Origin of the sequence: Legionella sp. W10-070 (assembly GCF_900640175.1) — a bacterium.
Taxonomy (GTDB): Bacteria; Pseudomonadota; Gammaproteobacteria; order Legionellales; family Legionellaceae; genus Tatlockia.
This window is the reverse complement of the sequence record NZ_CAAAJC010000021.1, coordinates 16,470-40,558: the sequence shown is the minus strand read 5'-3', so window position 1 is coordinate 40,558 and position 24,089 is coordinate 16,470. Positions and strand designations below refer to the sequence as shown.

Here is a 24,089-nt window from a genome sequence, read left to right as displayed (position 1 = left end):
GAAATAACCACTTATCAGCCAGCTGCGTTAATACATATTGTCTTAATATAGGTTGCTTTTTAGCCAAAAACAAAAAAATTGAACTTTTTAAATGATTCTATCCTATAGTATTAATTAAACGTGAGGAGGTATTGCTATGTCTCTTTTGTACGGACAAAAACTCAGGCAGTTAAAAAACGAGAAAAAGATTTTGCCTTTTATCGGAATATATGATGTTTTTTCTGCTTCCCTGGTGGCAAATTATCATAATTGTTTATTTGTCAGTGGCTTTGGGTTTGCCGCTAGTCACTATGGACTTCCTGATATTGGCTTTAATACCTGGTCTGATCTGTTGAATTATGTCATGCGAATTAGAAGCATACTTCCAGATGCACATATCCTGGTTGATATAGACGATGGTTTTGTGGATATCCATAATGCAAAAATGATTACTGCCTGCCTGTATGATGCCGGCGCTTCAGGAATTATCCTCGAGGATCAATCAAGGCCAAGGCGATGCGGCCATTACAACGGGAAAACCCTTGTTTCGCCAGATAATTATATTAAAAAATTAGAGGAAGTCATGTCCGTGAGCGGGGATCTTTTCGTTGTTGCACGTACGGATGCAACCCAGATGGAAGAGATACTTGAACGGGTTTCAAAAATGAAAGCGCTCCCGGTAGATTCTATTCTGGTTGACGGTATGTCTGTCGAGCAACTTTGCTCTTTGGATGTGCTTTATGATTTAAGGAAAGAAAATAAAATTGCTTATAATCAGATAGCGGGCGGGAAATCCAGCCCTCATAACCTGACTGAATTAGAAGAATGTGGCATAGGACTGGCCATATTCAGTACCCCATGCCTTTTTTCCGCCCAACACGCAATTCAAAAAGCCATGCAGCAACTAATGGAGCATGATTTTTTATTAAGTAAAATCAGCCCTTCATCTGTACTTGAAGAATGTACTGAGGTGCTAAATAAAAATATGTCGCGGAGATTTAAAAAAAATGGAGCAGTTTAGGATTAATCAGCGTCTTGGCTTGATTGCTAAAAGGATACTGGCTTTGCCAAAAAAGGCAAAGCAAGCCTGTTTATCAGAAATAAAAAAAAACTACAGCCAGGAAAAACTAAGCCTGCTGCATAAAAACATAAAACAGCAGGAACGGCTGCTTGAGAAAATGCGCCATCCTAATAAAATTCCTCTTAGTGACTGCCAACTTCTCTTTTGGAGTATCGAATTGACTTCAGGATATTCCAAGAATGAAGTTATTTCCTTTTTTTGGGAAGGGAAATTAGACAAAATTAAACTGGAAAATGTACTTAATTATTTAGTTACTGAATTTGATATATTTAATTTCCGGGTTAACAATTGGCTTCCTTACGCAAAAAAATTGCCCAAACAAAAAATTGAATTGGTAACCTTTCCTTTAGAACAGACAAAGTCCTATGAAGAGCAAATTGATGCAATTAACATGCAATTGGCACAGGTTGATTTACGCAAACTAAAGCAGAACATTTACCCCTGTTTGATTCAAATCGATGAACGTAATGCATTATTGCAGTTAGTGATCACGCATAAGGCAATCGATGCTAAAACCAAATCCCTTATATGGCAAATTTTGTGGCAAAAATATAATGATTTGGAAATTAAAAATTATTATCCCTATCGAAACTATATCCATAGTGAAAAAAGCTATTACGCTAATCTTTACCAATCATTGCAGCGGCATATTGAAAAGGACTATGGGAATTTTAGTCCCTGTCAGATTAGTAATGACATTATTGATCAACAAACATCCATAAAAAAGCGCTTACTCTATACTTTAGAAAAACACCAAACAGATGCACTGAAGGAATTTGCTTATTCTCATGATTATACGATAGAAGAACTCATTATTAGTGCAACACTGAATGCTTTCAAGCCTTATTGCAAGAATAATAATTTCCTTATTCAATTGATTAGTCAGCCCCACTTTAATAATCAGTATCAGGAAATTTTAGGACCTTGTCTTAATGAACGTTCGTTTGCGTTTAATCCCGTTAATGACGATTTAATTGGAATGACGGAAGATTTAAAAAATAAAAATAGAAAATCATTAAATTATTCTAATTTACCTTATGGAGCGGCATTAGGATGGTTGTATTATTGCAAGTATAAAAAAAGTGCACCTTTGATAAGTTTTATGCTCCGCGCCTTTACCGGCATATCAAAATATACGAGGGTGAGCAAAGCAATGGCAGATTGTTATGCCGGGCTGATAGCTTATGAATTTTTTGCCAATAAAAATAAAGCGTTTCCTTTGCTAAGCTTTAATTTTCGTAATGCGGTGTCTGATAAGAAAATAAAAAAAGGATTTGTTTCTAATCAGCTGAAACTAAAACACTATTTTTATCCGTTATATCACAATACAAAAAATTACGTTTCTATAAATATTGATGACACTAATGATGGTGGGCTGATACTCCATATTGAATCCTATTACCTGGAAGTAATTGATAAGCAAATAATGCAGACGATCTTAAATAACCTTAATAATTATTCAGCGTTTAAATGAATTGCGTTTAGCGTCGTAATCTGGATGAAGCGTACCTGCCATTCTATCCCACCAGCTGAAATGAGTGGCAAAATTATATTTTACTGCACTATGATGCTGGTCATGGTGGACAACAGCCACAAGAAATTTCCATTTCAAAGGCAATACGCCGCTAATTTCATAGCCGGAATGGCCCATCATGCCGGTTATCTGATCATAAATTTTATGGATGAACAGTACTATTGCCGGGAAAGGCAATAAAACAAAAGCAAAGAACCAATAGGATTGCAAAAATAGATCATCAAGTAATGTATCACTGTTATTTGCCCACGTTGATGGGGTTCTTAAACTACGACGATGGTGCCACGCATGCACGTATTTAAATAGCGGTTGTACATGGATTAAGCGGTGCATCCAGTAAAACCAGGTATCGAAAAGAATTAACGATAAAATAAAATAAAGCGGATATTCAATAATCACCCTTAGCAGCGAATGAGGCTGCGGTGAAAATAAGCTAAAACCATAGCCTTGTAGTGTATATCCTAAAGCAATAAAAAAACTAATTGATAGTAAAGAGATAACACTTTGCTTGATATCAAGAAGTTTATCCTTGTGGAAAACCATTGTTCCTTTTTGTATTTTCAGGTTGGGATTTTTGGCTACAATGCATTCAATAATCCATCCTGTTATAAAATAAAGGCACACCAAACCACCATATATCGTTATCCAGGAAATAAATAAATCCAGAATAATAGGGGGAGTAGTCATTGGCGAAACACCCAAATTAGATTTTAATTCTATAATTATAATCAATGATTATCGGGCTGGTGTTAACTACATGAAAAGAAATACGGATTATTACAAGCAGTTTAAAAAAATTGTCATTGTCGGTGGCTCTTCAGGGATTGGGTTTTGTCTGGCAAAAGAGCTGCTTGATGAATCAAATGAAATTAGCCTTATTTCAAGAAGCCAGGAAAAACTGGAACTGGCCAGAAATAGTTTAATAAGAGAAAAAAAAGGGACCAAAGTACATTGCTTCCCTGCCAATGTTGCCAACCAAACTGATATTGAGACTGCATTAAAAAAGGCAATTGAAACAATGGCTGGGATTGATTTGCTCATTATCACCGCTGGTATTGCTCATCCGGGGATGGCGGCCCAGCTTGAAGTCCCGCTTTACCAGTCCGCGATTACAGTGAATTATCTTGGCAGTGTTTATTGTGTCCAATATTGCTTACCTTTTTTACGCCAAAATCAGTGCGCAAAAATTTTGCTAACTTCGTCTGTGGCCGGATTAATAGCCATATATGGTTATTCAACTTATAGCCCTACCAAGTCAGCCATCAGTATGTATGGGCAAATTCTGCAGCAGGAATTAGCAGGAACGACGGTTTCATTATCTATCCTTTACCCACCAGACACCAATACCGAGCAGTTGCATTATGAGGAGCGGCTCAAGCCTGAGGTAACCCGGATTATTACAAAGAATGGAGGGTTTTGGCAACCTGAACAAGTTGCAATCTATACTTTGAAAAAACTAAAAAAGAATAATATCAATCCAGGGTTCGCCTCCAAAATGATACGGTTATTTTCTAGTTTGATAGCGCCAATGTTTAAAAAATACACCCGTATTTTAATCTGGTCTAATAAAGCTTCCCGCCTTACATCCACTGACAAAACATCAGGTTAGACTATCTTGGCGAACATTAGTAATAATCTGCCTATAGTGCTGTTTCTTATTCCTGGCATTTTAGACAGTAAGGTATAAACTTGCTGTTTTATCCAGATAAGATTTGGCTTGCCTCCAGTCTGGACTGACCTTATCCAATAATCGATAAAATTTATGGCTATGATTGTGTTCGGCAATATGGCATAGCTCATGGAGGATAACATAGTCAATGCAGGCCAAAGGTGCTTTGATTAAGTGGGTATTTAGGGTTATTTTCCCTTTGGCTGAACAGCTGCCCCAGCGTGAGCGCATCGCCCTTAAGCGAATATCAGGATACACTCTTACCCATGTCGTTTCAGGTAAAAGCAGCGCTAATCGACAGTTAAAAATTTCATCGGCTTTTTCCCTGTACCAGGATGATAATAATTGTTGGCTGTTTTTCTTTTCCCTGGGGGAAATGACTTGCAGGTAATCGTCTGATAATTTTACCTGTGGGGTCATATCCGGTTCGTCGATTACCTTGAGGATATATTCCTTCCCAAGGTAATAATGGCTTTCGCCACTTATATATTGCCGGGGAGAAATAACTTCCTGCTGGTTTTTAAACCATTGTAATTTATTGTGAACCCAACGGGCGCGCTTATTAACAGCGACAATAATTTCATCTCTTGCTGCTGAAGGGGGTGCTGAAACAACCACCCGGCAATCGGCCTTTACTTTGATGGTGATACGCCGGCTTTGCCGTTTTTTTGCTTGAAGCTCGAAGGGGATTTTATCATCTCCGAAAGTAATGTAAGGTATGTCTGCGGGCATCGATTATCCTTCGTTAGTAATCAGCAGGCAGAAAACAGGCTGAGATCCCTGCATTACAGTTTACAACAATCGCACCGGTACAATTTACTGCTGAGAAGCCGGTAATTGCTCCGCCCGCTACGCTGACAGTTACACTGCAGCTGTTCCCTGTGCCTGTGCCATTGATGGTTACTTCAGCACCATTGTAGACTACAAAATAGGGCCAGGGGTTGATGGCCATATTATCTCTATTTTCATTAGGAATAATAGCCGTGATTCCGGCATCCGCCATAGTCACAGGGTTGGTTTGGCTAACTTGAACTTCAAATTGGGGCTGAGTAGTGGTGTTGCCACCAATTACATTGAATAAAGCGCCGCTGGTAAAACCGGCACACCCCGGGTTTGATGCGATTGAAAAACTGCGGTTGGGTAATAAGGAAACCCCCTTTAAGCCACAATTACTGTCGAATACGCCGTAAAAGTTCTCTGCATTATCGGCATGAACAGGATCTTTTGCTGGTTCATTATAGGCTTCAAAGACTAAAGCGCCGCTATTATTACCAGAATTGCCGACATAAGCATACAGTGCGGTCAAATAGGTTCCGGCATTTGCAACACTGGGAGCACAATTATTTTGAGTGGCGCAAAAATAACCAGCATAGGTTCCAAGTCCGCTGGTGGCCCAGCCTGTTTCAGCCATGATAATGGTGCGGGGAGCTGCTGTATAAAAGGATTGACTGATAACCTGGGCATAATCCCAGGCAATTGAATTTATCAATGTCACATTGGATACGGCCTGATCTGGCGGACTAACCCCCCATTGAAATGGATAAGGGTCAAATGCCCAAGGGGCGTTAGCCGAATAACTGTTGACCAGGGTGGTCATATCAGCGGCGATGGCAGGGCTTGGGGTGACCAGGTTGCCACTTATCAGGGCAGAACCAACGGGCACATTGGTTATCCCTTTGCTGGCCAGAGCCGATTTAAGTTGAGTTATGGCGCTGGTTAAATAATTAATATTCGTGTTGCTGTAATTTTCATGGCCTGCAAATAAAAGGATAACCGTATTATTGAAGGTGGTAGTGCCTACGGTATCAATCACGTGATTTAAAACGGTAATGGCATTTGTGATATCCGTTTGTGAGCCATTCTGAGGGATGACTGCTTCATAAACGACCTTCATGCCCAAGGCATTAGCCTGATTGATAATATCAATCCAGGCATACTCGACTGTTTGATAGGAGCGCACGGTATTAAACCCGGCTGCTTTAAGCTGGGAAAGCTCAGCATAGACATTGGTGATGGCTAATCCATTGGCAGTACCCGAATAAAATACATCATGACCATTGAACGGGTTGCCATTTGGGTAATGATTAGGTTGGTAATCGACCCCAATTAAACCACTCCAGCCAGCATCCTGGATGACGGCGGTGACTCTGGTAGAGATTCGTATCGGCACAGAGTTTTTACCATAATTCAAATAGACCACAGCCGATTTATTCCCTGTTGTCCGTGCATTTAAGCCAACCGATATCTCACAGCTTTGTCCAGGAGATAAACGTATGCCGTTGCAATGATCGGTAACGGTAAACTCGCCGCTGGGAGCAGAAATCTGCAGTGAATTGGAGAAAGCAGTTGGCATGGTGAAGGGCAGGTTTGAGGTGACAGTATAGGCCACCAGATAAACTCCGCCAAGCGAACTGGCAGCAGGAATAGTGGTATTGGAGGTTATTCGCGGTGCAATTGGGTCAACACCGATTTTCTTTTCAAACTGTGAAAATACCGGAGCAACAAATAACGTATTGATAAAAAAAGACAGGAGAACGAAAAAGAAAACCCGAAATGCAGTCATATTGCAACAACTCCCTTTAAGCAGCATGATCGAAAAAATAATTTATATTAATAACCACCGCGTTATCAGTTACTCTGGCTTTTAAGTAATCTGTAGAATAACCAGACTTGCCATAGCCTGTTTGTGCATCACCAAAATACCCATGGCGGTATCCTGCACCCAGCCAAAGATTAGCATTGACAAGGTAATCAATCCCAGCCATTAAGGTATAGCTAAAATGACTATGGCGGTTATTTTCAAAGTGAGGGGAAACTCGGGGGGTGATGTCAGGAGAGACCGGCGATTCAATATAATTTCCCATCTGGTTAAAGGAACTGCCGATGCCAGCTGAAATAAAGGGCATCAGTCTGCGGTATTGGAAAATAGTAGCTTTTAGAACGGCAAGCACTGTCTGGCGTTTGAGTTGGTATTGAAAGTTATAGTTCTCAAATTGGGCTAAGGAATATTGCTGAATCGTTCCTTTGACAGTATTGGGGAAATAATAGGTATAGCTTGCCCCCACGCTGTAAGATGGCAGCCAATCCCGCTGGGTAAACCAGGTATAGCCTCCTGTCAATGACACCAGAACGGAGGAGTTTGGATTATGACTGATATAGCGGTCATCTGGCCATCCATCACCGTTAGGAGCATACTGGTTTTTCGTTACTTCAGGATAGGACGCGCCCATGCTGCCGCCTAAATACCAGCGACCTGAAGCAGTATTAGCGGAAGTGCCACCCGCGTAAGATGGTGATAATTGACTTAATAGTAAAACAAAAATTGGAGCAAATTTTTTCACCGCAATCCTTTGGGGTAATTTAGGAGGCTATCCTAATTGAATTAAAGATAAATTACCAGAAACACCATCTGTCCGGTTTGATTTTCTTTTTAAGCTTAAATACGATTCAGTTGATTAGAGGGTGATTTTTAGTTTGTGCTCTCCGTTCGGCAATAATTCCACATAGCGTTGATAATCTTGCCGGATTTCAGGTGGCAATTTGGTTTGCCAATGATAATTCCTGGATATTTTCCATTGCTTAAAAGCATATCATGGGCAGCCGCATAGGATTTGGAGACGTTCTTTTGAGTAATGAGCACATAGGCTGTGCCGATACCGTAAATCGCTACTTTTTTATCATCAAAAAATTTAAACATGGGCTTAATCTGCCTCAACAGGATTCATCCTCTTTTTTGAGGGAATTTAGAATAAAGAAATCCATATGATAGCATTGAATTCCATTGGTCAAATGTCAATCGATAATGCAGTGGCTGATCTTAATGCAAGGTTGAATTTGGCATTAGCTTTGACAGGGTTATGATGATGACAGGCATATGAATACGTTTCCATGCAACACTGTTGCTCTGATTCAATATTGCTTCAACCAGAGGATATGATGACTTTTTTTATTTTTGGTTTCGGTTATACGGCGCAGTTTTTAGCCCCTGAGCTTTCCCAACTGGGCTTTTCAATCAGTGGTACTACACGCCAGCCAGGAAAAATCAAACAGGGTGATAGGCAGGCTTATAATTTAATTGATTTTTTTGATCCCAAGTTAGAGTCGCAGCTGGAGAGGGCAACCCATATCCTGATCACTATTCCGCCAATAGAGTCGGTCGGAGACATTGTTTTGGCGCATTATACTGATTTGCTCAAGCGTTGTTCTTCCTCTATCCAATGGATTGGTTATCTCTCATCAACAGGTGTTTATGGCAATCAAAACGGGCAATGGGTTGATGAATCAGCCTCCTGCATTCCATCAAGCAGGCATGGCATTTTAAGGTTTGAAGCAGAAAATGCATGGCGGTCTTTCGCAGAAGCCTGCACGCTGCCGCTCCATACCTTCAGACTGGCAGGTATTTATGGTCCAGGCAGAAATGCGCTTACACGCCTGGAAGGCGGGAAGCAATACTCCATCTATAAAGAGGGGCAAGTCTTTTCAAGGATACATGTCGAAGACATCGCCTTGACAATTATCGCCTCAATCCAGTCGCCCAACCCCTTATCGGTTTATAATGTGGCCGATGATGAGCCTGCGCCCGCCCATGTTGTCGATGCATATGCCGCCCATTTGCTGGGTAGGCCCGCCTTGCCCTGCCTCCCTGTGGAGGAGGCAGCCTTATCTGCGATGGAAAAAGCTTTCTATGCAGAGAGTCGCCGGGTTTCAAATGCAAAAATAAAAGAAGAGCTTAAGGTAATTTTGCAATACCCATCCTTTCGTGATGGCCTGAAAAAAATCAAGGCAGACAGGCTGGATGAAGGTTAAATATCGGCTTAATAGTGATGCACATCCCAGTGAGGATGGTGCGTGTGGTGGTAGATATGGTCTTTCTTGCCGGTAGTATCCACAGGTTTGTGGATATCGATGTGGCCGTTGTGGGTTGATGCATCGTCGTTACCGGTAAGCGCATTATGATGATGCAAATTATTATAAGGACTGAATTCATGCCCTTTTTCCATAAATGGATAATGATGGTGGGTGGAGTGCCGGGGGCTTGTCGTATTGGGTTGAAAATGACTGTGCGCTGACGCCATGCCAAGCATTAAAACCGCAATCAGAATAAACTCCTTCATTATTCTCCCCCTTTGACCGCGTAACGTGAGTGCTTAATTTAAATATAGCTTAAATTCCCATCACCCGGTTATCCCTGAATGGTTTTAAGTTAACTGCAGTCAATCAGGGTTTTATATTCCAGGTTCTGTGCTTATCTACTATCTTGGCCAAAAAGCCTTGATTTTCTGCCCTCCGAGGCTCACATACTTCTATGTATGCTCCGCTTCGGTGCTCGCCAATCAAGGCTTTTTGACCCAAGCTAGCGATAAGCGCACAGAACCTAGAGCCCGGGTGGTTTCATCCCGTTTTCGCCTGAAGGGGCTGTATCATCCTTGAAATTTGACGCCTTCTCTTTTGATTCCTCTAAAAGTTTCTCAGAGGTGGTTTTCATACCAAGCACTTCACGCACGGTTTTAACAAGTTTGGCAAGGAAATTAAAAACCCATTTATCACTAAATGAATGCTCCTTCAGGGCTTTTTGGTTTTCAGGCTTGTTTACGATTTCTTCGGCCTGCTGTAGGAAATAATGCAGGATTTCACCGGCTTTCTTGTCATCTAATGTATCAATACCCTTCCCAAGGTGGTCAACTTTCTGGTTTTTATTGTAATTGACAGGGAGATATTTTTCTTTTAATGATGATTTTTCAAATATTTGCGCGGTTATGGAGTCAAAGAGTCCCTCCATCACCTTTTTTCTTGCTTTTATCCTCTCCACGTCGTCATTGTTTAAAAAAAGCGAGCCGTTGTAATTCCGATTAAGTACGGTTCTTTCTACATCAGCGAGTTTATCAATCTCCAATACAAAAGCCTTTACGATTTCTTTTAAACATTCTTTTTTTGTTTTCATCGAAGACCTCATAAACAGTTGTTAAGATACGATGATAGTAATATTAGTAGAAAATTAAGGAATGATCGGATCATTTGACAACCCCCATATTATTTTTATTGATGCTCGCTCATGTATTTAATCGTTTCTTTGAGCCCTGTAGCTAATGGTATCTTCGAGCTAAAACCAAACTGATGCATTTTCTTTACTGATCCCAAGGAGTGTTTTACATCCGCGCTTCTTTCCGGTTGATAGTTTATGCACAGTTTTTTTTTCATTAGGGAAGCCGTTTCATGGGCAAGTGCTTGGATGGTGATGCTTTTGCCATTGCATAGGTTAATCACTTCTGCTTCAGAATTTACAATTTGCATTGCTTTTATCAACCCGGAAACAACATCGTCAACATAAATAAAATCACGGGTTTGTTGCCCATCACCATAGATGGTTACACCACGGTCATTTAATAAATTTTCGATGAACAGACTGATGACTCCGGCATAAGGCGAGTCAGGCTGTTGACGTGGACCATAGACATTAAAAAAACGTAATCCCATTACAGGTAAAGAGTGGCTTTTGGCCATAAAATAAGCATTTAGTTCAAGCGATAATTTGTCACATCCATAAGAAGAAATTGGTTTGATGTGCATGGCTTCTGTTAAAGGAAGGGTTTGTGCGTCCCCGTAGACGGCGCAGGAAGAGGCATACACCAGTGGGATATTTCCGCCAAGATGGGCAAGTTTCAATATATTTAATCCGGCCTGCAGATTAATATTATGTAAATCGAACCAATCTTCGACTGAAGAAACAACCGATGGAACTGCTGCTAAATGAAAGCAACCGTCAATATCCCTAAAAAAAGATTTAATAGCGTTGTAGTCTCTCAAGTCCTCTCTGACCAGATGAGCATCTGGGGCACAATGCTGACCTACGGAAAGATTATCAATAATGATGACTTTATGACCCTGTGCAAGCAATCGTTCGGTTAAATGCGAGCCGATAAAACCGGCGCCGCCAGTAACAATATATTTGCCCATAGAAACTCCTTTTACAGCAACTTTCCCTTTAGTCGATTAAAGAAATAATGAAATGTGCCATATACGCTAATCAACACACGATATTGTCGGAAGCCAAACATTTCCAGTGTAGCTAACAGCAACATCCATAAGACGTTACTTAAGCGTTGATAACGATTAAATGTCACAATACTTATAAAAGTATTGGCCACAGATAAATAAGACGCAAACCCCCAAGCGAGGATAATATATAAAATTGCCGAAACCGTATCTAAAAACCCAAGATAATAAGCCAAACTAACGGTAAAATAAGCAGTAAACTCAACATAAGGTGCTATTATTTCCAATAGAATATAGGCTGGGAACCCGAACAAACCCTGAATTTTATATTTTGGGTTAAATAATAATTTTCTATTAAGCCATACTGAACGTAATAATCCGCGAGTCCATTTATCGCGCTGCTGCGCAAACTCCTTTAAATTTTTAGGTACATCCGTCCAGACAGCGGCCGCTGGTGTAAATGAAATGGTATATTTTTTCGGCTGCTCACGCATGATTTTTTGCAAGCGCATGATAATTTCACTATCCTGGGCATAATTACCTGCATCAAATCCGCCCACGTCTAACACCACTTGACGATTAAAGAGGGTGCCTGTTCCAGAGTAACTCATGCTGCCGCCAAAACTGTTCCAACCAGTACGGTTGAATAAATGTGAAAGCAGGTATTCATTAGCCTGAATGCCACTAGTATAGCGATAAGGTACCAATGATTGCTTCACAATACCGTCTTCTACGTCACATCCATTAAGGACATAGATGCCGCATCCAATAGCGATAGGGTTTATATGGGTGAAAACCTCATACATAACCAATGATATTGCGTTGGGGTCAATAACTGAATCAGAGTCAAGGGTAAAAAAATAAGGGGTAAAGCAGGCGTTTAGACCAGCATTAATGGCATCGCCTGCGCCACCGTTTTCCTTATCAAGAACCATCAGGTTAGGATAGATACTGGAAATAAAAGATCGCTTTACGGATTTGGTTTTTATTATTGGATTGACCACTACCGGCACTTCTTCGAGCTTAAATTTTTCCTGCAGAAATTCCAGACTGTCATCTGTTGAACCATCGTTGACTACTATGAGGTAAAGATTTTTATACGTTGATTTCAATGCGCTCAGAATTGTATTCAAGGCAAGTTCGCGCTCATTGTACATAGGGGTGATCAAAGTAACCGCTAACTGTGTTTCGGCTTCCATGACCTCGCTTGCGACTAGATAGTGACTGATATTAAAAAACCGCAAAATGGTAGGAAAAGAACCAATTAATAAAGTAGTATAAATAATTGCAGAGCCAATAAAATATATCAGAATGGCGAAATTGATGTAGTAGAGTAGTTCTTCCATTATTTATTCTTTAATCGCTCCAACTTATAAAAATATTCTGCATAATCAGTAAAAGTATCCGGGATCTGTGTCTTACAATCCTTAAGTATCTGCAGGCCGCTGCCCCCAAGCTGTACCAGCGCTTTTGCCGCTGAGAGTCTTACCCACCATACAGGATCGTCCAATCGTTTTATAATATCAGGAATGTAATGTTCATCTCTCAACACGCCTAAAGATTGAACTGCAACATTTCTTAATAGCCAGTCATCCTCATGGGTTAACGATTGTAAAACCCCCCCTGCTTGCTCTCTATTGGTATAGGGTAAAATGCGGATTGCTGCAAGACGCATATTTCTATGGCCAAAGATACTGTCATATTTCGCTGCCTCGTAAAATGACGCATCACAGCCGATGTGCAATAACATGTCATAAATAATTTTTTTCAATTGTGAATTATGCTGCCGCCTTAGTTGGTCGAGCAAAAAAGGTAACATCGCTTTGTTTTTATGGAGATTATCGATGTACATTGTTTGATTAGAATGATCGCAGTGCAACAATTGATCCAGAATGGCGTTATAAATGTCCCAATTATTGATTGATGATCCAATCCGCACGGCCTCAATACTGATAATCGGTATTGGGTCACCTATTAATTGGATGAGAGTTGGATAATACTCTTTTGTTAAATCATACTTTAATGCGGTTAATAAATGATAACGCTTTTGCCATTTTTTTGATTTTTGGCATGGGAGTATTTTGGGCAAAATTATTTTTATCAGTTTAATTTTTTGTTCATTTTTCAAGCCAGTCTTGTTTAATAAGGGTAAAAACAAATCTGCCGAGCGTAGTTTACCAAAGTGACGGCAATCGCTGTCTTTTTTATATTGATTGAGGAGTTGCGTGTATTTTTTGACTTTACATTCAAAAAAAAAATTTGTTAAAAGGGAAAAAAGCTTGGCTGCATAGACCAGTAAGATAAATAAGAAAATCAATAGAAATTCCAGGATGATAAACGAGATGACAATGAGCTGTCCTTGACTAAACATTTTCCATCCTGTATTTCAAACCGAGGTTCAGATAAGTCAGTTCGCGCTGTCGATTGTTCAAAAATTTTTGATTTTCATAGCCGCCACCAATCTGTATCATCAGGGCGTTACTTATCTTTGCTTGTGCTTTAACCATAATAATTTGTTCATGCACCTTAAAAAAATCTACGGTTGTTAAATCGAATAAGTCTGGCGAATAACCGGTATAATAGGCTACCTCAACGTATTGATCAGGGTCATCAAAATCATAGTGCAGGCTCATACGGTAAAGGATAGAATTAGGGCCTGATTTTGTCCGGTAAATAAAGGGTCTGAAGGAAAATGAATAAGAGCCGGCATAGGTGGTAAGGTTGGCGGTATAGGTATTAAAGTAAGTTTTTGCGATTTTGCGATAGGTATTGCCTGCTGATACGGTAAATGCACCAAATAGATTCTGAAACATTTCTCCGTAAACGGTATGATCAGGGAATAGAGACGGACTGTTCGCATAATAATAGCTGGTTTCAAACCAGGTGTCCTTATTAATTTGAGGGTTGACGGCGATGCCGCCTTGAACTGCTTCCATCCCAAGTCGGCGTGCGTAATTCATTATTGCACCATAATTAAGATGTTCAGCTTCACGGTATAACGACATGCTGGAGAAATTCCAGTATTGCCGAGGGAGTGTCACATCCATGATGCTGGTTCCTGCCGAAAAAGTATACCTGGGGAATATCGCTTGCTCTTTTTTTATTTCTTCTGGTGGCAAAGATGTGGTTGGTTTAGACTTTTTAAGTGATTCTTTTATCAGCGTATTGAGTTTTTTTCTCAGCTCAAGTGCAGGCAGGTAATTCTCATTAACTAATTGTATTTGGGCAATTTGTTGACCAGCTGCTTCATAATTTTTCTCAAGGATAAAGACCTTTGCTTTTGCCATCAGCAGATGGATGCTGTCAGGTTTTATTTGCAACCCCTCTGTTGCTGCCTTCAGTATAGAGGGGTAGTCTTCCATCGCGAACAAGGTGCTAATTAACGCTTCCCGGGTATCCAGATAGTCGGGATGTTGTTGCAGAATTATCAGGAATTGATCGTTTGCCTGCGGGTATTTTTTTTGCTGATAATACGATAATCCGATGTAATATCGCACATCCACGGCGTTGGGATAGGCCCGAATGTACTCTTTACCTTTTTTAATGACCTCTTCATATTGTTTACTTTGATATAAAGACTTAAAGTACTCCTCATCATAGGGAAGTTGTTCTTTTGCCAAGACAAACTTTTCTGTAGGCGCGATATCCAGATTTTTTTTCAGCTGCAGGGCAGGCTCATAATCTGCTTTAATTTTTAGCAGGATATTCAAAGTCTGTTTTGCTTCGCTATTTTTTTGCATTGCAATTTCGAGGGAGGCTTTTTGATATAATAGAGCCACATTACCTGGTTGGAGGATTAAACCATCGAGTATCAATGTATAGGCCGTATGGTTGTCGCCTTGGGCCATGTAAGCGCGCACCAGGCCCAGACGCACGTCCAGATACTTTGGATAGGCTGATAGCGCCGGCTTTAATACTTCAATTGCCTTATCATATTCCCGTAGCTGATAATAGGCCAAACCAGTATAGAGCCTGATATCAGGGTCTTCTTCACTTTGCAGATAGGTATCCCCTTTATCTACCACGCTTTGATAATCTTTTTCATGGTATTTTTTTTCTAATTGTTTCAGAGGCGTACTGTCGGTTGAAATCAGGGTATTATTTACGCTGGATAATGACATTATAGGCGACAACAGCAGACATGTTATAAAAAATCCTTTTTTCAAATGCATTATCAATATTCGCTTCAGAAATTAGCCGGCAATGTTAAATAGTAACGTTAATAAGCCAGAGAAAAAAGATAGGATAATTATTACTATAAGCTCCAATATATAATCGGGCTATCAAGGTTATTTCCTTCTTCAATAAATAAATTGGGTATGTCCATGAGTAGCCCTGTTTTGCTGAATCGAGTAATGAATTTTTCCAGGCCCATTTCACGGTAAAAATCATGTTGCACAATAATAATGGCAACAGAAAGATCTTGTATGGTGTTAAATTCCTGCAAATCCACACCATATCGATTTTGTACTATTTTTTTATCAGCCAATGGATCGTGGACGATGACCTCATAACCATAATCTTTAAACTCTTTAATGAGTTTAAAAGAAAGGCTGTTGCGTATGTCAGGCACATTTTCCTTATAGGTCACTCCAAATAAGCCAATTCTTATTTCCTTAAAAAAAATCTTATTTCGGATAAGAATTTTATTCATTTCATGGATGATAAACTGAGTCATGCCATCATTGATTTGTCTGGCGGTTAAAATTAACTTGGGCTCTACACCATGCCGTTTTGCTTTAAATGCAAGGTATTGAGGATCAACGGCTATGCAATGCCCTCCGACAAATCCTGGCTTGAAAGGAGCAAAACTCCATTTTGTCTTTGCCCCCTCGATAATTTCATGGGTATCCAAATTGAGCGCATGCATGATTTGTGCAAATTCATTCATAAAGGCAATATTGATATCCCGTTGGGTATTTTCCAGGATTTTGACTGCCTCTGCTGTTTTTATATTGGAAACGGGATAGACCCTATCACAGATTAACTGGTAAACGGTTTGGACTGCCTGCAGTGTTTCCGGGTTTTGTGCCGAGATCACCTTGGGGATATTTTTTAAATGATGTTGCTTATCGCCAGGACTGATTCGCTCAGGTGAATAACCGATATTAAAATCCTTGCCACAGCGCAAGTGGCTTAGTTCCTCTAACAGTGGCAGGCAAATTTCTTCCGTTGTTCCCGGGTATACGGTTGATTCAAAAACAACAATATCCCCTTTCTTGAGCAGCTTGCCCACATCCCGGGTTGCCTTGATTAAAGGCTCTAAATTTGGCAGCTCATAATAATAAGCGGGGGTGGAAACCGCTATGATATAGAAATCGGCTTTCCGTATGGCATCCACATCAGCAGTGAGTTGTAACTGGGTATTGTTTAGCCGCTCTGAAGGGACAATATTATTCCTGTCATAGCCTTGTTGTAATTCTTCTATTCTTGCCTTGGAAATATCGTAGCCAATTGTTTGACTCGACTTCGCCAGGGCAACAGCTAATTCCAGTCCGACATATCCCAAACCTACAACGGCAAAAATTCCCATAAATGATTACCAGAGTAAAGCAAGATATTAATTAGGATAGTTATTTTTTAGCTATTAGTAAAATCGCTTGTTTATAAATTCATCAGCGATTTGATAGTTGCTTCAAGTGACCATTGATGCTGAAACTCAATCAGACTAAACAGTTTTTTCAGTTGGGGTCTTCTTCGCTGGATATCAACATAATTCTCCCCGTAAGCTTCGAGGTAAGGGATGTGGTCAATGACTGCATCTGGATTGACCGTTTGTTTTACGACATTGGCAAGCTGGTTGATGGTTATTTCCCTGTCATTCCCGACATTGATAATTTCTCCAAAACTTGAGTTGGTATTCATTAATAAATCAAGCATAACTACCGTATCGCGTACATCGCAAAATGAGCGAGTCTGATTTCCCGTGCCAAAGACAGTAATCGGAAGATTGGACATCGCTTGTTTTACAAAGTTGGGAACAACCATCCCATATCGCCCTGTTTGTCTTGGCCCGATAGTATTAAACAGACGGGCCATGACGATGGGGATGTTAAATTTTTGATGATAGGATAAACCCATGGCCTCATTGGCCAGCTTGCTAATCGCATAATTCCAGCGATTTTTGGCGGCAGTCTCGAGAATGATATTGTCATCCTCAGCCAGAGGTAATTTATTGCTCGGGCCATAAACCTCTGCGCTCGATGCCAATAAGAGTTGGGCTTTCCAGTTGGCTTTGCGCACAGCCCTGAGTAAGCGCTCACAACCGGCAATATTGACTGCCAAAACCCGTTCGGGCTCATCGATTACCTTGTAAACGCCAACAATCGCGGCCATGTGGTATATCCTGTCAGCCCAGGCGGCGAATTTTTCAATCTCAGGCCAGGTAATGATGTCATCCTGTATAAAATGAAACTCAGGGTCAGGAAGAAAGGGCTGTATATTGCTTTCAACGCCGGAGCTCATATCATCAATGCCACAGACGGTGTCCCCTTTCTTGAGGTGGTATTGGACAAGATGGGAGCCTATAAATCCAGCGGCACCGGTAACTAATATTCTCATAACAATATCCTTATTAGAGATAACGCTGTCTTGTTGCATATAGTCTAGTGTAGATTCAAAAAACGATGATTGCCTGTCTCAGCTGAATGGCAGCAGACTTGTCTGCTTGTCATTTTTCTTTAGTCTGGGATATCATCCCTTCCTTTAATTGCAATGGCAGGTAAATCATGTTGGATTCCTTAACCGATTTTTTTCGGGTGAAGAAAGTAAAATATTCGGACCATACAATCGACATAACGGTTGTAAATAGAAAGGATAAGGTAAGAGGTACGGCTAAAGCGGCGCTTGAAGCGCAACAGCAGCTTGAAAAAGAGCTTCAGGGTGCGAGCGAGAAAAACGTAGAAGAAGTTCAAAGGGTAGATCGCAGAGAAAAGGGTAATACACTCGCTGTGGCATACGCTTTGAGCACTGCGGTAGCAACGGCACGAAAGATCAGTTTGATGTATGACCACGATAAGAATTTAGAAGAGATTTCGTTGACTACCGATGGCATCAATCGCCCGCATTTCGAAGAAATTTACCTCGCCGATGGAGAGGCTTTGTCTGAATCGTTCAAACACATGACTACTGCCAATTTGGAAAAAATCAAGCAGGATCTGATCGTTAAACTGGATTCATTTGAAAAGGTGCTAGATAAAGAAAACAGCAATTTCTGTAAGAAATTTCCATCAAAAATGGCATCTTGCCGTAAAGTAATTGCCCAAGCCAAACAGTTGATTGCCTGTGCAAAGTCAGTGTCGGCGGTTATTGCCAGTGTTGCTGTCTCAGCGGATGTGTTGGCGCAAATGGGGTTGGCAGCAGACCCTTTTCATACTGATAGCACAGCCGATCTTTTCGCCGAAACACTGCCCAACCAGCTTGAAAAGACATTGAAAGACAGCACCATGACTCCCGGAACCGATCTGAATCATGCAGGTTCTGCCTTTCAGCTTGAACAGGCAAGAGAAACATTAATTGCCAGGCTTGAGGAGTATTTACAAGAGAGGGCAAAATTAGAACCGGTGGAAGCATCGGGCAATTCATTAACTCGCAGCTATCGTCCGGTTGACAGAGGCATCTTCTACAATAAAACCTTGCAGGATGCCCGTATTGATGTGGCGGCAAGATTATTGATGCAGCTGCAGACCATGCAATTGTCAGATGGCAAGCCTATCAGCAACCCCCAGTGGTTTGCTGTGGCATTGCTGGAGGCTATCAAAGCCAATGAGCAATGCTACAAGCAGCATGCAAGAATGGTGGATGGCGAGGGTAAACTTACCTTGCTCCTGGAAAACATGCGCGAGGAAATGGTTAAAATTTATCCTCAAAATATCAGATGCGGGGACTCAACGTCTGCCAATCTACGTGAGCAATTGGGTTTAAGCGAATTCAGGTCAGAGCAACCCTGTCGATGAAAGAGCTTTAATGACAGACATAAAAGGTATACTGATGCCTTTTATGTCTGATAAACCTTGGTTACAATGTTTTTTTAGTCATTTAGCATTGAGGAATTCATGCCTTCTTTTGATATTGTTTCAGAAATTGATACCGTGGAGTTACGCCATGCTGTTGATAATGCGGTACGGGAAATGGGAACCCGTTTTGATTTTCGCGGTGTGGAATCAAGCATTGTACTTAATAACTTAACGGTAACCTTGAAGTCAGAGTCGGATTTTCAGGTTCGTCAGCTGGAAGAGTTGCTTCGCAATCATCTGACACGAAGAGGGGTGAGTGCAGTTGGCGTCGAGATGGAAGAGGAGCCTGTGCACAGCGGAAAGACCTATTCGCTGAATATGACGTTTAAGCAAGGTATTGAACAGCCAATCGCCAAGGAAATTATCAAATTAATCAAAGACGGTAAATTAAAAGTACAAACTTCAATACAGGGCGACAAGGTGCGTGTCACAGGCAAAAAGCGCGATGATTTGCAGGAGGCAATTGCTTTATTGAAAAAATCAGATATTAAGTTACCGTTGCAATTTGAAAATTTCCGCGATTAGAATAGGGTTTGTTGACAAATTGTAACCAGAGCCTACGTTCCGCGCTTTATGTGCGGAATCTATCCTCCCTCAGGGAAATTGACAAAAAAACCTGTCATGTACACAGCCAATAGGGGTTAAAATGCCTACAAATAGCGTTATGGTCTATTATAAATAGTAGGTGACGACAGACTTGGCTGAACCATAAGTTAATCACGGTATAGGAGATCGTTTTGAAGCGCAGTGTGCAGTATTGTTGAGACAGAAGCCTAAAGCGCCTCATAGATCACCACAGTTATAGTTTTTTGCGGCTCAGATACTCAGGTCTCGTTGCCTTTATCTATGCAAGCTCCCTTTTTTCCAGTTGTTTGATTGGTTCTTATTCTCAGGCTTTTAACCTTGATTTTATCTTCCCTCAGCAGGGTGAGGTAATTGGTTTATTTTGTATGTTTTTAAAACATGAAGTATAATTATAAAACAATATCTTTGGCAAGGAAGCATCATGAAGAAGTTAATCATCGCCTTGTTAATGTTTTCCCCAACTCTGTTTCTTTCGAGTTGCACAGTAACAAGAACAGCCTACCATCCCGGATACACTAACGACTATGTTTATTCTGTAGGTTATTATGGCTATCGTCCTTACTGGGGTAGTCGTTATGCTGGCTATGGCTGGCGAAGCGGCTATTGGAGCGGCTACCGCGGTGTCTATAGTGTGGGCTACCCTAGAGCCTGGTATGGTTATGTCCGCAGATGGTAATCTGCGGGCTGTATGTCGAAGAGCGGTGTTACAGAAACTGCTCTATCCCCTGGCTACTTTCTGGTAAAGACTTTTCAGACTGATAAATTTTGGAAAATGTCTCAGCCAGGGGGCTTTTTTCCAGCTGGGCTTTTATAATGATAGAGTCAAGGTTGTTGGTAATAGAGTCTACGAGTAAATTCATGGTTAATTCCAGACTTTCAGGAGTAGTTATCATTAGGGTTTCCAATTGAGTTGTCATCTCCTCCAATGCCTGATTAAATATTTTCCGGTCGTCCTGGCCACGCCTGTTAGCTGGTGCTTGGTTGAAACGGGTATAATCATCAAGCATCTCGGGGTGGTCTTTTAAAATTTTCTCGATAAAATGCCTTGCTCTCTTATGCTCTGAGTTAATCATCCGTACCTGTTGATAAAGATCAAACGCTAATACGATAAATGTGCGGGTAGGTACTGATTGACATTGGTATTGACGGAAAAAATCAGCTGCCAGAGATAATAAATTTGCCAGAAATTTAGGATTTACCGAGGGCGTTATAATGCTTTCAATGGCAGTCATGAAGGCTTGGGAGCATTTTGTGGTTTCATTAGAGGATACTGGGGTAGAAGCAGGAGTGATAATTCCTTTTAGGAGTCTGGGGGCTAGCGCAGGTTTGATAGACGGGGTATCAGGAGTACCCATTAGGTCATTCATAGTGGATAATTCCATTCCGGTATCAGAAGCGCTTGGCTGTTGCAGTGTTTGCAGTGCATGGTTGTATAATTGAAGTGCTTTTTCATATTCTTTGTTATTAAAGGCTTCATCAGCATTTATCTGATCAGGGGTATTAAAGTAGAATTTCATGAACTGTCCTAAGATGAAACTTAAAGAGATTTTATCTCAAGGCTTTTTTTTGAGCAAACAGTTTCCTTATATTTTCAAATTGTATTTTTCTAAGGCATCATAATGAAGGGATGGGTTCTTTATAAACGGAGTAAGCAAGAATTGACCGATGCCGATCATGGGGTCAATCGGTTATTGGCCGCTGCGGCGCATTTACAATTAGAGCTTGAAGTTTACAAACCGGAGCAATTTGAGTTAGTGGTGACTCGAGAAGAGAAGAGAAGCATTCTGTTGGATGGCTCCAGAGTTTTGTTGCCTGATTTTCTGCTCCCTCGCCTCGGGGCTGAAACCAGTTATTTTGCCTTGGCTGTGGTTCGTCAACTGGAGAAATCGGGTGTCTATACTTGTAATGATTCCAGTGCGATTGAAACAGTCAGGGACAAGATGCTTCTTAGTCAGTTATTTGCCCAAAGTGATTTACCCTTCCCTAAAACCATGTTGGTTAAATTCCCTGTCTCTGCTTCCGTGGTGAAACGCGAAATTGGCTTTCCATTGGTTATCAAAAATACTTCCGGGGCACGCGGTATTGGTATTCATTTATGCGAGTCAGAAATCAGTTTTATTGATCTCATGGAGTTAATTGCCAGTCATGGGGGCAATCAGCAGATGATTCTCCAGGAATACATCGCCAGCAGCTACGGCCGGGATTTGCGTGTTTTCGTCCTGGGCGGAAAGGTGATTGGCAGCATGCAGAGAAAGGCAAAAAACAGCTTTAAGGCGAATTATTCTTTGGGTGGTGAGGTTTTTCCCTATCCCCTTAATGATGAGATAGAGCAGCTGGCAATAGCTTGTGCGGATTTGTTCAATTTGAAGATTGCCGGGATTGATTTATTGTTCGCTGAGGACGGTTTTAAAATTTGTGAAGCGAATTCTTCACCAGGCTTTAAAGGCATGGAGCAAGTAATGAGGGAAGATATTGCCATGCAGATATTAGAGTATGTAATGAGAGAGACTGAGGTTGCAGGCAATGGATGATTCATTGTAGCCAGGCTCAAGCTGCAATATTTTAAAGTCTTCCTCAAAATCTATTGCAGCCATGGCTCTTTCTCCTATTCTTTTGCCCTTGAGACATACTCGCCTTTGCGGGTGTCCACTTTTATTAATTCACCGGTTTGTACGAAAAGCGGAACACGGACAACTGCCCCTGTTTCCAATCTTGCGGGTTTGCCGCCGCCGCCTGAAGTATCGCCTCTAACGCCCGGATCCGTTTCAGTAATGGCTAGCACAACAAAATTGGGTGGCAGCACCTGGATGGCTTCATTGTTCCATAAGGTAACAACACAGATGTCCTGTTCTTTTAACCATTGTAGGGCATCAGCGATTGCTTCAGAGCCGACAGCATATTGCTCAAATGTGTCTGGCACCATGAAATGCCAATGCTCACCATCCGTGTACAGGTATTGCATTTCCACGTCAATGACATCGGCAGAGGGCAAGGTTTCACCTGATTTATAGGTGCGCTCAACAACGCGTCCTGTTTTCAGGTTACGGATTTTAACGCGGGTAAATGCCTGGCCTTTGCCGGGTTTGACGAACTCACAGTCAACAATATTACATGGCGCATTGTCGACCATTACCTTTAAACCATTTTTAAATTCATTTGTACTGTAGATTGCCATCAGTGCTCCACTGTTGAGATTTTGTTGCAATTTCGCTAGAGTTCGCGCAGTTTATCAATTTTGTATAATCAATGCGAGATTCCTTTGTGAGTTGGCAAAAAATACTGGCACAAGGCTTTGCCTCCGTCAATGAGTTGCTCGAATTTTTAGCCTTGCCTTTAAATTTAGGTAATCCTTTCGCCGAAAAACAATTCAAGACACGAGTTCCCCGTGGTTTTGTTGCCCGGATGCAATCGGCTAACCCCCGGGATCCTCTCCTTTTGCAAGTGCTTGCCTCTGCTGAAGAATTAAACCCCGTGCAAGGCTATGTCAACGATCCGCTTGCTGAAGCCAAAGCGAACCCTGTTGAGGGTTTGATTCACAAATACCGCGGACGTGTATTGCTGACACTAACCGGTGCCTGTGCAATCAATTGCCGTTATTGTTTCCGGCGCCATTTTCCTTACCAGGCAAATAATCCCGGACGGGAAGGGTGGCCGGCGGTACTTGATTACATTCGTAAGGACCATACTATCCATGAGGTCATTTTAAGCGGCGGTGATCCTTTGCTCGCAGCCGATGCCGTGCTGTCTGAACTGTTGCAGCAATTGCAGTCTATCAGCCATGTGCATACGCTGCGTTTTCATACTCGCATTCCTGTGGTTCTTCCTGAACGGATTGATAAAAGTTTCTTGCAGTTACTACAGGCAACCCCTTTACATAAGGTGATAGTGCTGCATTGTAATCATGCGCAAGAATTGGATGATACAGTGCTTCATGCTTGCGGGGCTTTGCGCCAGGCTGGCTGCCATTTACTGAATCAATCTGTGTTGTTGAAGGGAGTTAACGACTCTGCAGATGTATTGGCTGAGTTAAGTGAGCGCTTATTCAGTTTTGGTGTCCTTCCTTATTATTTGCATCTGTTAGACAAGGTTGCAGGGGCTGCGCATTTTGATATCCCAGAGGATACTGCATTGTCTCTCTACAGGCAGTTGCAAAAGCAGTTGCCCGGTTACCTGCTTCCCCGTCTGGCTCGTGAAGAAGCGGGCAAACCCGGCAAGACGCTGTTAATTTAGTCT

The 24,089-nt window shown here is 41.4% G+C and carries 24 protein-coding genes; 9 read left to right on the top strand and 15 right to left on the bottom strand.

Annotation, left to right across the window (positions count from 1 at the left end):
- The first annotated feature begins 136 nt into the window (after positions 1-136).
- Together E1O65_RS09720 and E1O65_RS09715 are read left to right on the top strand one after the other, a co-directional pair.
- A complete protein-coding gene (locus E1O65_RS09720) occupies positions 137-1,000 on the top strand; it encodes an isocitrate lyase/PEP mutase family protein (RefSeq protein ID WP_133133413.1) in 864 nt (287 codons plus the stop codon).
- Positions 987-2,534 carry a hypothetical protein gene (locus tag E1O65_RS09715; protein ID WP_133133412.1) on the top strand — a complete coding sequence of 516 codons (1,548 nt, stop codon included), beginning with the start codon at positions 987-989 and terminating at the stop codon, positions 2,532-2,534. The genes E1O65_RS09720 and E1O65_RS09715 overlap by 14 nt, the downstream gene beginning before the upstream one ends.
- On the opposite strand, the gene E1O65_RS09710 is transcribed toward E1O65_RS09715, so the two are convergent.
- Positions 2,520-3,281 carry a sterol desaturase family protein gene (locus E1O65_RS09710; RefSeq protein ID WP_133133411.1) on the bottom strand — a complete coding sequence of 254 codons (762 nt, stop codon included), beginning with the start codon at positions 3,279-3,281 and terminating at the stop codon, positions 2,520-2,522. The genes E1O65_RS09715 and E1O65_RS09710 overlap by 15 nt on opposite strands.
- 70 nt (positions 3,282-3,351) lie before the next feature.
- Between E1O65_RS09710 and E1O65_RS09705 the strand changes: the two genes are divergently transcribed.
- A complete protein-coding gene (locus E1O65_RS09705) occupies positions 3,352-4,203 on the top strand; it encodes an SDR family NAD(P)-dependent oxidoreductase (protein ID WP_133133410.1) in 852 nt (283 codons plus the stop codon).
- 60 nt (positions 4,204-4,263) lie between these two features.
- Here E1O65_RS09705 and E1O65_RS09700 read toward each other — a convergent pair whose 3' ends face one another.
- From E1O65_RS09700 to E1O65_RS09685, 4 genes are all read right to left on the bottom strand, one after another.
- Complete coding sequence (locus tag E1O65_RS09700; RefSeq protein WP_133133409.1) at positions 4,264-4,995, bottom strand: SprT family zinc-dependent metalloprotease; 732 nt, start codon at positions 4,993-4,995, stop codon at positions 4,264-4,266.
- Positions 4,996-5,008: 13 nt separating this feature from the next.
- Positions 5,009-6,826 (bottom strand): hypothetical protein, encoded by a 1,818-nt coding sequence (locus E1O65_RS09695; RefSeq protein WP_133133408.1) that lies wholly within the window; start codon positions 6,824-6,826, stop codon positions 5,009-5,011.
- A 16-nt stretch (positions 6,827-6,842) separates the two neighbouring features.
- Positions 6,843-7,604, bottom strand: a complete 762-nt coding sequence (locus E1O65_RS09690) for an outer membrane beta-barrel protein (protein ID WP_133133407.1) — start codon at positions 7,602-7,604, stop codon at positions 6,843-6,845.
- A 128-nt stretch (positions 7,605-7,732) separates the two neighbouring features.
- A complete protein-coding gene (locus E1O65_RS09685) occupies positions 7,733-7,960 on the bottom strand; it encodes a hypothetical protein (protein ID WP_133133406.1) in 228 nt (75 codons plus the stop codon).
- A 236-nt stretch (positions 7,961-8,196) separates the two neighbouring features.
- On the opposite strand from E1O65_RS09685, the gene E1O65_RS09680 reads away from it, so the two are divergent.
- Positions 8,197-9,069, top strand: coding sequence for an SDR family oxidoreductase (locus tag E1O65_RS09680; protein WP_242601576.1), 873 nt, complete (start codon positions 8,197-8,199; stop codon positions 9,067-9,069).
- Between the two features lie 8 nt (positions 9,070-9,077).
- Here the strand turns inward: E1O65_RS09680 and E1O65_RS09675 are convergent, their stop codons facing one another.
- The 8 genes from E1O65_RS09675 to E1O65_RS09640 all read right to left on the bottom strand — a co-directional run bounded on the left by E1O65_RS09675 (position 9,078) and on the right by E1O65_RS09640 (position 17,817).
- Positions 9,078-9,377, bottom strand: a complete 300-nt coding sequence (locus E1O65_RS09675) for a hypothetical protein (protein ID WP_133133405.1) — start codon at positions 9,375-9,377, stop codon at positions 9,078-9,080.
- A gap of 260 nt (positions 9,378-9,637) precedes the next feature.
- Complete coding sequence (locus E1O65_RS09670; RefSeq protein ID WP_133133404.1) at positions 9,638-10,204, bottom strand: hypothetical protein; 567 nt, start codon at positions 10,202-10,204, stop codon at positions 9,638-9,640.
- A 95-nt stretch (positions 10,205-10,299) separates the two neighbouring features.
- Complete coding sequence (locus E1O65_RS09665; RefSeq protein ID WP_133133403.1) at positions 10,300-11,217, bottom strand: NAD-dependent epimerase/dehydratase family protein; 918 nt, start codon at positions 11,215-11,217, stop codon at positions 10,300-10,302.
- Between the two features lie 11 nt (positions 11,218-11,228).
- On the bottom strand, positions 11,229-12,602 hold the full coding sequence (locus E1O65_RS09660; protein WP_133133402.1) for a glycosyltransferase family 2 protein: 1,374 nt from the start codon (positions 12,600-12,602) through the stop codon (positions 11,229-11,231).
- On the bottom strand, positions 12,602-13,627 hold the full coding sequence (locus E1O65_RS09655) for a HEAT repeat domain-containing protein (RefSeq protein WP_133133401.1): 1,026 nt from the start codon (positions 13,625-13,627) through the stop codon (positions 12,602-12,604). The genes E1O65_RS09660 and E1O65_RS09655 overlap by 1 nt, the downstream gene beginning before the upstream one ends.
- Positions 13,620-15,377 (bottom strand): tetratricopeptide repeat protein, encoded by a 1,758-nt coding sequence (locus E1O65_RS09650; RefSeq protein ID WP_165474949.1) that lies wholly within the window; start codon positions 15,375-15,377, stop codon positions 13,620-13,622. Before E1O65_RS09650 ends, E1O65_RS09655 begins: the two co-directional genes overlap by 8 nt.
- 134 nt (positions 15,378-15,511) lie before the next feature.
- Positions 15,512-16,789 (bottom strand): nucleotide sugar dehydrogenase, encoded by a 1,278-nt coding sequence (locus tag E1O65_RS09645; RefSeq protein ID WP_133133399.1) that lies wholly within the window; start codon positions 16,787-16,789, stop codon positions 15,512-15,514.
- A gap of 71 nt (positions 16,790-16,860) precedes the next feature.
- Positions 16,861-17,817, bottom strand: coding sequence for an NAD-dependent epimerase/dehydratase family protein (locus tag E1O65_RS09640; RefSeq protein ID WP_133133398.1), 957 nt, complete (start codon positions 17,815-17,817; stop codon positions 16,861-16,863).
- Positions 17,818-17,984: 167 nt separating this feature from the next.
- Here E1O65_RS09640 and E1O65_RS09635 point away from each other — a divergent pair, with 167 nt between their 5' ends.
- From E1O65_RS09635 to E1O65_RS09625, 3 genes are all read left to right on the top strand, one after another.
- A complete protein-coding gene (locus E1O65_RS09635) occupies positions 17,985-19,211 on the top strand; it encodes a hypothetical protein (protein WP_133133397.1) in 1,227 nt (408 codons plus the stop codon).
- 99 nt (positions 19,212-19,310) lie between these two features.
- On the top strand, positions 19,311-19,796 hold the full coding sequence (locus E1O65_RS09630) for a YajQ family cyclic di-GMP-binding protein (RefSeq protein ID WP_133133396.1): 486 nt from the start codon (positions 19,311-19,313) through the stop codon (positions 19,794-19,796).
- 481 nt (positions 19,797-20,277) lie between these two features.
- Complete coding sequence (locus E1O65_RS09625; protein WP_133133395.1) at positions 20,278-20,532, top strand: hypothetical protein; 255 nt, start codon at positions 20,278-20,280, stop codon at positions 20,530-20,532.
- A gap of 28 nt (positions 20,533-20,560) precedes the next feature.
- On the opposite strand, the gene E1O65_RS09620 is transcribed toward E1O65_RS09625, so the two are convergent.
- The gene (locus E1O65_RS09620) at positions 20,561-21,373 is read right to left on the bottom strand and encodes a hypothetical protein (protein ID WP_133133394.1); all 813 of its coding nucleotides are present in this window, start codon (positions 21,371-21,373) and stop codon (positions 20,561-20,563) included.
- A gap of 102 nt (positions 21,374-21,475) precedes the next feature.
- Here E1O65_RS09620 and E1O65_RS09615 point away from each other — a divergent pair, with 102 nt between their 5' ends.
- Positions 21,476-22,387, top strand: coding sequence for a RimK family alpha-L-glutamate ligase (locus E1O65_RS09615; RefSeq protein WP_133133393.1), 912 nt, complete (start codon positions 21,476-21,478; stop codon positions 22,385-22,387).
- 74 nt (positions 22,388-22,461) lie between these two features.
- Here E1O65_RS09615 and efp read toward each other — a convergent pair whose 3' ends face one another.
- Entirely contained in the window at positions 22,462-23,031 is a 570-nt protein-coding gene (gene efp, locus E1O65_RS09610) for an elongation factor P (protein ID WP_133133392.1), read from the bottom strand.
- A 71-nt stretch (positions 23,032-23,102) separates the two neighbouring features.
- Between efp and epmB the strand changes: the two genes are divergently transcribed.
- A complete protein-coding gene (epmB, locus tag E1O65_RS09605) occupies positions 23,103-24,086 on the top strand; it encodes an EF-P beta-lysylation protein EpmB (RefSeq protein ID WP_133133391.1) in 984 nt (327 codons plus the stop codon).
- Positions 24,087-24,089: the final 3 nt, after the last annotated feature.